Below are 7,326 nucleotides of genomic sequence, written 5' to 3'. Positions count from 1 at the left end.
TGCACAACCTCAACCTCGCCGGATAGTCGGCAGGCTCCGACGGCAGCCAGCCTCATCCCGAACACGTCAAAGATCATTTACGGGACAAGTCTTAGCCCTCTCCCTCCGTGAGAAGCTGGTCAGTTATGTCGAGGTAGGACGAGAGGTTGATCCACATGGCCGGGGCAGAAGTTGAGCAGCACGGCAACGATGACACGAAGGAAGGCTGGTACGTGCGCGCCTACGGCGACGAGTACTTCATCAGTCGGCACTCACGCATCGAGTTCGTATCCTTCGAGTACCGCATCTCGTCCCTTGCGTGGCTTCGTAGCAAGATCACAAAGAGCGTCGATGTCGAGCTGGCAGAGCTGCACGCGCACCGCGAGGCCAGGGCCCATCGAGTCCGTGGCTGGGAGGGCGAAAGCGACCTCATACTCGACGAGTCGGTGAACGTTCTCGACACGGACGTGCGTCAGATCAGTGCTGGCGTGATCGTCGTTGCCTCTGTTGCCGCCCTCGAATCCCTGATGAACCAGATGCTGGACCAGCCCGGCGACGAGCGCCTGCACAGGGCTGGCCTCACCCAGAAGGCCCGGGAACTCGCGGCACGCTGGTCGGCAGTCATCGACCGCACGGAACTCGACGAGCACATCCCGTGGCTGAGGGACCGCCGCAACTCGTTCGCGCACCGGCTTATCGACGACGTCGATCCTCAGTGGCGCACCCAGCCTCCGGCTTGGGATTTCGACGACGACATGGCTGACGAGGCCCTGGCGAGAATAAGCGCTGTCGCCTGGATGTTGGAGGCGGGATGGGAACAGCATCTCGGACCGACGCGAGGGCTCAACGGGATCTGACTCCCGAAGTCCGCAGCCGTCCCTACCGTTCGAACCGGAATCCGAAGAGCCCGCCTTCGTCGTAAGCATCTGTCAGCAGTGGTTCGATGACGTAGGGCGTCGGATCGAACCCGAGACTACGGGTCTGGGTGAGCTTGTCTTCGTTGATGGTGACGATGTACTGCATGCCTTCTGCCTCGGTGATATCCACTGCGGCTTCGAGTGCTCGCGTCACCTGTCGGTCGTCGACTCCGTCAAAGATGTGACTGTCGTGGACCAGGAAGTCAGGAGCCCGACCCTCACGATGACCGATTACGGCCATGGTGAGGTCGAAGCAGAAGATCGACATCTTGTTGATCCCCTGGCTGACATCGCTGCTGATCTTTGGAGTGATCTTCAGGCTGGTCTTCCCAGCCTCGACCGAGAGGTAGGCCGGCCGATCGTTGCCATACAGCCTACTGGCAAGCTCGTGGAACAAAACGGTTGCCTGGCTGATCTGCTGCTGCCTCTCCTGCAGATCAGTGTCGACTTCCCGAACGAGGTCGATGCGCGTCGCCTCGATTTCCCGGCTGCTCGCCTCCACCGTCTGGGCGACTTCCAATCGATGCTGCAGCGCCCCGAGCTTTGCCTCTTCCTGGGCCAGGATCTTCTGCAGCGCCGTGAGACGGTCGAGCGCCCCACCTTCACTTAGGTCCTTCAGGACAGCGCTCAGCTCTGTGTCGAGTCGGGCTCGCTCAGCTTTCCGGGCCTCGAGATTGCGGCGGGTCGCCTCGATCTCCTCTCCGAGGTACGTACGCCGGTTCCTCACTACCGCTGTGTGGAAGGCTCGTACGTCCTCGAACCGCCGTAGAGCTTGACCAGGCAGCATGAGGCCCAGTTCGCCGTAGACCTGTTCCAGGTACTGCACCTCGGGATCGACTGCCTCGGCCACCGCCTTTTCGAGGTGGTCGAGATTCCGCCGGTCGATCACGTCTTGCGTACCAAGATCCTGGATCCGCCTACTCAGCTCGTCAGCGCGCTCCTTGAGCTCCTCGTACTGGGGAACGACGCGGAATGCATCGATCTCTCTCTGGAGTTCAACGATCTTCGAGTTCCGAACAGCGATCTCGCCACGAAGATCAGCTGTCTTACCGATCACCTTGCCCCAGACGGGGTCGTCCACAGCCTTCTTCAGCTGATCTCGCGTGGCCTTCTTCGCCGCGATGTCCTGGTACCGGGCGGCAAGGGCGGAATCGAGGCCGAGCAGGTAGGCCAGATTCGGCGTCGCCTTCGCCTCGGACTGGCGCGAGAAGCTGCGCACCGCTTCATTGAAGCCATGGTCGCCAACTCGGCGGATGAGGAAGGAGAGCAGCGCTCGACCGCTGACTCCAGGATGCTCCCCGGTGAGACCGAAGAGGCCCTTCTCGATCAGCGCCTGCCACTCAGCAACAGGGACCCTCTGCTCCTCTTCGGCTCCAATCCCAAACAGGGACCACCTGGATGAACCACTCAACTCTGGGTGATTCAGAAGGGCCGGGCGCAGCGTGACGTGCTTGACGTCAGTGCCGGACCGGCTGACGCTCAGCTCCTGGCTCAGACCGGGCCAGTCCAGGCTGAGCGTGAAAACCGTCTGCCGCAGCTCTTTGCGGGCCGCCAGATGCTTGTTGTCCGCTCGTGCGCCCAGCAGGAAGTGCAGCAGCTCGATCATGCTCGACTTGCCTGAGCCGTTCCGGCTGTCGGTTGATCGAGAGACTGCGGTGGACTCCGCTACGACGAGGTTGAGGCCCGACTGAAAGGTGACCGTCTTGAACCGCTCATTGTCAGCGCTGAGCTGGCGCAGCATGGGCGGCCTTTCTGGTGAGGAGGTCGTCTCTCAGGTCAACGAGATCAAGGGCGTGCAGTAGGTCCAGGGCTAGAACGAACCAGCCAAAAGAGAGGGGCGCCGGATGGTCGTGTCCTCGCCGCCACTCGCGGAGTCGGGCCCATGCCTGACTGACTGTGAGGGGGCGGTCCAGCTGCATGATGATCTGGGCGCCGACGGCCAAGAGCGCACGGTCGGGAGCGATCCCCTTGGTTGGGGTGATCATGCTGCTCCTCCGTCCGCTACGTGCATCGGTCTCCAGCCCAGTGGGGGGACCTCGAAGATGTCACATTCGTCGAAGAAGTACGCAAGGACAGCCTTTGCGGCTTCATCACGGTCCCAGCGAGGAGCCTCCTGGCCCAGCACGAAGCGTTGCATCTGCCAGAGGATCTCGTCCGTGTCGTCGCCGTACTCGTGCCGCATTCGCGTGTAGTACGCCTGGAATCCGGCAGCTGTCTCATCCCGCTCCATCTGGTCGAGCAGGTCTCGGTAGTACTGGTCGACGAGATAGACATAGGGCCGACCGGCCTGGAGCACCGCCCGAGCCTGCTCCGAGAGGCCGTTGAAGTCGACCTTGTAGGTGGTGGGCAACGTAACGGAGGCGTCGGGAACACGCTGACGCCTCTCGGAAAGATGCTTCAGCAGAGGCTCGATTTCAGCGAGCCCGATGCTGTAGACAACCTGCTCAACCGGGATCGTCTCCCCGAGCAGGCTCTCCATCTGCAAGCGATCGAGATACATCGCCTCGTTCCAGAGCTTCTGAGGTCCCATCTGCTGGAAGGCGACACGAGGGAACCTCTGACCAGCGTCCACGAGCAGCCCCGATATGACGGGGTGGATGCCTCCACGCTGGTCGTTGTGGACGAAGACGAAGGTATCGAACTGTTCCGGGCGCTGGATGATGGCGCTCTCCACGTCTCCGTGGAACTTGCCCTTGACCGAGAACACGTCGAAGGTCTCCGGCGCGTAGCAGGCGTACAGGGTCCGACACGACGTCCGCAGGCCGTCTCCACCAAGGTCACCGATGCTGCCGGCGGTCCGGATCGGAACGTAGTCGCCGTGGCGTAGCTCCATCAGGAGGTGGAAGAGCTTCTCAAACTCGTTGCCCGAGCTACCCGCGACCATCATCCGGAACTTGCTGTGCGCGTACTGCCTCTGGTGCGGGAGCACCGGCGCCTCCCCTGTGCTGTTCTCTCTCCACGCACCGTAATGGCTTACCAGCCCACTGAGTAGCCCGCTTCCCAGACAACTCATGGCTGAACAGCCTACTTTGGGGAACTCATCGGCTCTGGGAGCCACAGGAGCGCGCCAAACTGATCTAACTGGTCCCTCCTCTCGCGATAGTCCGGAAGGGCCCGGCCGACGAGAGTCCAGAACTCTGGCCACTGGTCACGCTTGTGCAGGTGGGCTAGCTCGTGCACCAAGACGTAGTCGATCAACTTTGCGGGAAGTTGCATCGCGGCCCAGTGAATATTGACCCCGCCTTCTCGATTGCAGGAGCCCCACCGGTAGCCAAGTCGGCGTACTGCGATGTTCTGGAATGGCGCGCGCATCCGCTGAGCCCACGGCTCCGTGCGCGTCGGCAACCAGACGTTCCCCCGACGGCGGTACCAGGTGATGAGGTCGTCCTGGGCGTGATCCAGACAGTCCCGCCGCAGGAGGAGTCGTCCACGCACCAATCCCACGGGCACGGGGGCCTCATCCACGATCTTCAGCCGGTAGCTGCGGCCGAGGTAGTGGAAGCCCTCTCCCGTGACGAACTCCTTGTCAGGCCGTAGCGCCGCTTCCTCTGTCCGTTCGTCGAGCTTGCCGTAGATCCATCGTCGCCGACTCCGCACCACCGCGACCAGCCGTCTTTCAGCGGACCAGCCCTCGGACCACCGCATAGATCATCGCGCTTTTCGTCGCTGCAGAGGAACCGGGGCGAGGTAGTCGGCTCCCGCTGAGCCATCCCCTTCGATAGGTATGGAGGAGGATCTGTTCGAGCTCGCCGATCAGCAGCTTCTGGCCATGCGGCAGGAGCATGCCCTCGGCGACGATCTTCTCGTCCTGGCGGCGGGCTACGGCAGTCTGGGCGCCGTACGCGCGGAACTTCGGGGCGTTCACGCGGCGCTTGCCGTCTTTGATGCGGAACTTGACGAATTTCAGGCCCAGTTCAGACACGGCAGTGCGGGTCAGCCCGTAGTCGGCTGGGGTGGTCATGGTGCGGGCGAAGGCCTTGATGTCGGCAGCGTCGATACCGCGCAGCAGGGTATCGAGCATGGTCGGTGCGGGTAACGCGCGGCTTTCCCGCCCACCACGCCCCGGGCGTCTTCATCTGGATCGTCACAATGCGCGCCGTCTGGAGCGCCGCGCCCGCGTCACGAACTGCAAGGTGAACCACCCTCACAACTTCTCCGACCGCTGAGACCGGCTGTTAGAGCTGTCCGGCCTGCCACCGCCGATGCTCCACGACGGCCGCCACGAGGCCGAGAGTCTGGCGCTGGCCGCCGGTCGCACGGAAAGCCATGCAGGCGATGCTCGGGGCCCGTCGATGCGGATGATGGCCCACGCACAGGAGCGACTAAACGCGGATGAACTGGACTCGCGCGGGCCCCAGATCGGGCCCCATCGAGCCGCCTCGGGACCCAATCGGCAAGTGGTTTAGACCACAAGTCGATCAAGGAAAAGGAAAAACCCCAGGTCACGGCGAGTGAGTCCCAGGGTTTTCCGGAGCCGCCTTCGGGATTCGAACCCGAGACCTACGCATTACGAGTGCGTTGCTCTGGCCATCTGAGCTAAGGCGGCGCGCTGTCCACACCATGGTGCGATCAGCAACGTCGGTAAGTCTACACAGTTTCCAGAGGTGCTCCGAACAGGCCTCGGGAGGGTCCTCCCGGGGCCGCACCAGTCGCTACTTGCAGCGCTTGCCGTCCGTCGGAGGGGTTCCGTGGAGCAGGTAGGTGTCGATCGCGGAGTCGATGCAGGCACTGCCGCGGCCGTAGGCGGTGTGGCCGTCGCCCTCGTAGGTGAGGAGTCGGGCCGAGGTGAGCTGGTGGGCCAGGGACCGGGCCCAACGGTACGGGGTCGCCGGGTCGCGGGTGGTGCCGACGACGACGATCGGGGCGGCGCCCTTCGCCTCGATGCGGTGCGGCTCGCCCGTGGGCCTCACCGGCCAGTAGGCGCAGTTCAAGGAGGCCCAGGCGAGGCCCTCGCCGAAGACCGGGGAGGCCTTCTCGAAGGACGGGAGTGCCTTCTCGACCTGGTCGGGGGTGGAGAAGGCCGCGGGGAGGTCGAGGCAGTTCACCGCCGCGTTGGCTGCCATCAGATTGGCGTAGCGGCCGTCGGCGTCCCGCTCGTAGTAGCTGTCGGAGAGGGCGAGCAGGCCCGCGCCGTCCTTGTCCTTGATCGCCGAGTTCAGCGCCTCGCGCAGCTGCTCCCAGGTGCTCTCGTCGTACATCGCCGCGATCACGCCGGTGGTGGCGAGGGCCTCGCCGAGCTTGCGGCCGTCCGGGTCGCCGGTGGGGATCGGATGCGCGTCGAGCTTGCGGAAGAAGGCTTTGAGGTTCTCGCCGACCTTGGCGGGAGCCGTGCCCTTGCCGCCGAGCGGGCAGTCGGGTCGCGTGACACAGTCCTTCGCGAACGACTGGAACGCCGTCTCGAAGCCCGCCGTCTGGTCCAGGTTCAGTCGGCGGGCGGGCAGCGAGGGGTCCAACGCGCCGTCCAGGACGAGCCGGCCCACCCCGTTCGGGAAGAGCCCCGCGTACGTCGCGCCGAGGAACGTCCCGTACGACGCCCCCACGTACGTGAGCTTCCCGTCGCCCAGGACCGCGCGCAGGATGTCCATGTCACGGGCCGCCTCCACGGTGGAGACGTGCCGCAGCAGCCGCGCCGAGTGCGCGCCGCAGCCCTCCGCGAACCCCTTGTACGCGTCGACGAGTTCGCCGGTCTCCCGCTGGTCGTCGGGGGTGGTGTCCGTCTGTGTGTACGTGTCCATCGCGCGCCCGTCGAGGCACTCCACGGGCTCACTGCGGGCCACGCCCCGCGGGTCGACGGCGACCATGTCGTAACGGGCGCGGACTCCGGCGGGGTAGCCGATGCCGGCGTACTGCTGGAGGTAGCCGACCGCCGAGCCGCCCGGTCCGCCCGGGTTCACCAGCAGCGAGCCGAGCCGCTTGCCCGGGCCCGTCGCCTTCTTGCGGGCGACCGCGAGCCGGACGTCGCCCGCGCCCGGCTCGGCGTAGTCGAGCGGCGCCTTCAGGGTGGCGCACTCGAAGCCGGGCACACCGCAGCCGCGCCAGCTCAGCTTCTGCCCGTAGTACGGCGCGAGCGCCGACGGCGTGGCCCGCGGCAGTGCGACGAGCGCAGCCACCGCCGTGGACCCTGCGGAGCTCGTCGTCCCCGCGGCGGAACAGCCGGAGACGAGCAGCGCGGCGAGCGAGAGGAGCGTGACGCCGGTGCGGGACCTGCGGAGAGAGCGCCTGATGTGCATCCAGCGAGCGTAACTCTGCGCAATGTCGTGAACGCCGTACGTACGCGAACGGACACGGACGAGTGACACCGTCAACCCAAGATCGACGTCGGGTGCCGTTGCCGGGCCCGCTCGCCAACCCCGCTCGCCGACGGCGGGCGCCGACCCCGGGCGCGAACGGCGGGCGCGGACGGCGGCCGCGGGCCGCGGACGGCGGGCGC

7 protein-coding genes and 1 tRNA gene are annotated in these 7,326 nt (G+C 65.3%); 1 reads left to right on the top strand and 7 read right to left on the bottom strand.

The genetic code is table 11. The features are described from left to right. Nucleotides 1-155: 155 nt before the first annotated feature. Nucleotides 156-836, top strand: a complete 681-nt coding sequence (locus ACFWBD_RS17925; protein ID WP_385667531.1) for a hypothetical protein — start codon at nucleotides 156-158, stop codon at nucleotides 834-836. A 22-nt stretch (nucleotides 837-858) separates the two neighbouring features. Here the strand turns inward: ACFWBD_RS17925 and ACFWBD_RS17920 are convergent, their stop codons facing one another. From ACFWBD_RS17920 to ACFWBD_RS17890, 7 genes are all read right to left on the bottom strand, one after another. Further along, on the bottom strand, nucleotides 859-2,637 hold the full coding sequence (locus tag ACFWBD_RS17920; protein ID WP_385667530.1) for an ABC-three component system protein: 1,779 nt from the start codon (nucleotides 2,635-2,637) through the stop codon (nucleotides 859-861). Continuing rightward, nucleotides 2,615-2,881 carry an ABC-three component system middle component 6 gene (locus ACFWBD_RS17915; RefSeq protein WP_385667529.1) on the bottom strand — a complete coding sequence of 89 codons (267 nt, stop codon included), beginning with the start codon at nucleotides 2,879-2,881 and terminating at the stop codon, nucleotides 2,615-2,617. The genes ACFWBD_RS17920 and ACFWBD_RS17915 overlap by 23 nt, the downstream gene beginning before the upstream one ends. Further along, complete coding sequence (locus ACFWBD_RS17910) at nucleotides 2,878-3,825, bottom strand: ABC-three component system protein (RefSeq protein WP_385667528.1); 948 nt, start codon at nucleotides 3,823-3,825, stop codon at nucleotides 2,878-2,880. The genes ACFWBD_RS17915 and ACFWBD_RS17910 overlap by 4 nt, the downstream gene beginning before the upstream one ends. Before the next feature lie 95 nt (nucleotides 3,826-3,920). Then, nucleotides 3,921-4,541, bottom strand: a complete 621-nt coding sequence (locus ACFWBD_RS17905; RefSeq protein ID WP_385667527.1) for a M48 family metallopeptidase — start codon at nucleotides 4,539-4,541, stop codon at nucleotides 3,921-3,923. Next, nucleotides 4,513-4,917, bottom strand: a complete 405-nt coding sequence (locus tag ACFWBD_RS17900) for a hypothetical protein (RefSeq protein WP_385667526.1) — start codon at nucleotides 4,915-4,917, stop codon at nucleotides 4,513-4,515. Before ACFWBD_RS17900 ends, ACFWBD_RS17905 begins: the two co-directional genes overlap by 29 nt. A gap of 451 nt (nucleotides 4,918-5,368) precedes the next feature. Then, a tRNA-Thr gene (locus tag ACFWBD_RS17895) sits at nucleotides 5,369-5,442 on the bottom strand. Between the two features lie 106 nt (nucleotides 5,443-5,548). Further along, nucleotides 5,549-7,126 (bottom strand): alpha/beta hydrolase, encoded by a 1,578-nt coding sequence (locus tag ACFWBD_RS17890; protein ID WP_385667525.1) that lies wholly within the window; start codon nucleotides 7,124-7,126, stop codon nucleotides 5,549-5,551. Nucleotides 7,127-7,326 lie beyond the last annotated feature (200 nt).

This window comes from Streptomyces sp. NPDC060002, from assembly GCF_042737245.1.
Lineage (GTDB): Bacteria > Actinomycetota > Actinomycetes > Streptomycetales > Streptomycetaceae > Streptomyces.
This window is presented reverse-complemented; position numbering and strand designations above follow the sequence as displayed.

Coding starts and splice junctions, on each gene's coding strand:
- ACFWBD_RS17890 (WP_385667525.1), bottom strand. CDS start 7,126: ATGCACATCAGGCGCTCTCTCCGCAGGTCCCGCACCGGCGTCACGCTC.
- ACFWBD_RS17900 (WP_385667526.1), bottom strand. CDS start 4,917: ATGCTCGATACCCTGCTGCGCGGTATCGACGCTGCCGACATCAAGGCC.
- ACFWBD_RS17920 (WP_385667530.1), bottom strand. CDS start 2,637: ATGCTGCGCCAGCTCAGCGCTGACAATGAGCGGTTCAAGACGGTCACC.
- ACFWBD_RS17925 (WP_385667531.1), top strand. CDS start 156: ATGGCCGGGGCAGAAGTTGAGCAGCACGGCAACGATGACACGAAGGAA.
- ACFWBD_RS17905 (WP_385667527.1), bottom strand. CDS start 4,541: ATGCGGTGGTCCGAGGGCTGGTCCGCTGAAAGACGGCTGGTCGCGGTG.
- ACFWBD_RS17915 (WP_385667529.1), bottom strand. CDS start 2,881: ATGATCACCCCAACCAAGGGGATCGCTCCCGACCGTGCGCTCTTGGCC.